This is a genomic window from Micromonospora sp. NPDC049799 (assembly GCF_040656655.1).
In the GTDB taxonomy this organism is placed as follows: Bacteria; Actinomycetota; Actinomycetes; order Mycobacteriales; family Micromonosporaceae; genus Micromonospora.
In genome coordinates this window covers 1-1,171 of sequence record NZ_JBFAMU010000886.1, presented here as the reverse complement: position 1 = coordinate 1,171, position 1,171 = coordinate 1, and the positions used below count along the sequence as shown (strand labels likewise).

Here is a 1,171-nt window from a genome sequence, read left to right as displayed (position 1 = left end):
GGGCCGCTGACCCGTCGCCGCACGGGTCCGTCGGCGCGCTTTCACGATGTGGCCGAGGCGGACTCGTCGTACGCCCGGCGAGCCGCCTCGATGGCCGAGGGTGAGCGCCACCCCGGCGGCGAGCAGGCCGCCGGCGGCGATCACCAGGTAGGCGCGGTGGAACACGGCCAGCGAAGTGCCACTGCCGTCGCCCAGGACGGTGATCAGGACGGCGATGCCGAAGACCGCGCCGACCTGCCGCAGGCACGAGGCGATGGCCACCCCGGTGGCGAAGCGGGCCCGGGGAAACTCGGCGAAGGCGGCGTGACCGAACCCGGGGAAGCTGAACGCCGCCCCCGCGCCGATCAGCACCGCCGCCGGCAGGAAGTCGGCGAGGAAGTCGGGCTGGCCCGGGGCGCGGGCGAGCAGCAACGCCCCGGCGCAGAAGAACAACCCGCCGGGCAGCGCCACCGCCCGGGGCCCGAAGCGGTCCCCGAGCCGGCCGACCAGCGGGGCCAGGGCCGCAGCGGTCACCGGGCCGGCGGTGAGAGCGCCGCCGGTGGCCAGGCTGTCGTAGCGCCACACCTGCGTCAGGAAGAGCACGTTGCACAGCAGCAGCGCGTTCATCGCCGCGGCGAAGACCAACGACCCCAGGTTGGCGACGCTGAACGAGCGGATCCTGACCAGCGCTGGCTCGATGATCGGCGCCGGATGCCGGCTCGACCGTACCGTCAGGGCGAGCAGCAGGGCCACGCCGGCGGTGACGGTGCCGCCGAACGCCACCGACGTGGCGCCCCAGTCCGGCAGCCGGACCACCGCCAGGGCGAGCGCGCCGATCCCGCCGCCGAGCAGCAGCGCCCCGACCACGTCGGGGAACGGACCCGGACTGTCGTCCCGCGTCTCCCGGAGCACCCGGGCCGCGGCCAGCAGCCCGGGCAGCCCGATCAGCAGGTTCACCAGGAACACCCACCGCCAGCCCGGCCAGGCCACCAGCGCACCGCCGAGGGACGGGCCGGCTGCCCCGGCGACCGTCCCGGTGGCGGTCCAGAGCGCGATCGCGGTCGCCCGGCGCCGCACCGGGAACTCGGGCAGCAGCACCGACCTGACCCACCGGGAGACGCCGTGGCGGGCTGCACGGGAGGCGGCCGACCTGGCCCCGATGGAACGCGGGAACGAGGTCATCGAGCCCGCC

General features: G+C 76.0%; 1 protein-coding gene. It reads right to left on the bottom strand.

Features of this window, described 5'->3' with window-relative positions:
• Positions 1–1,077 (bottom strand): MFS transporter (locus AB0I76_RS30360; protein ID WP_357042708.1); only part of this gene is annotated, 1,077 nt, incomplete at its 3' end.
• Between the last annotated feature and the right edge of the window lie 94 nt (positions 1,078–1,171).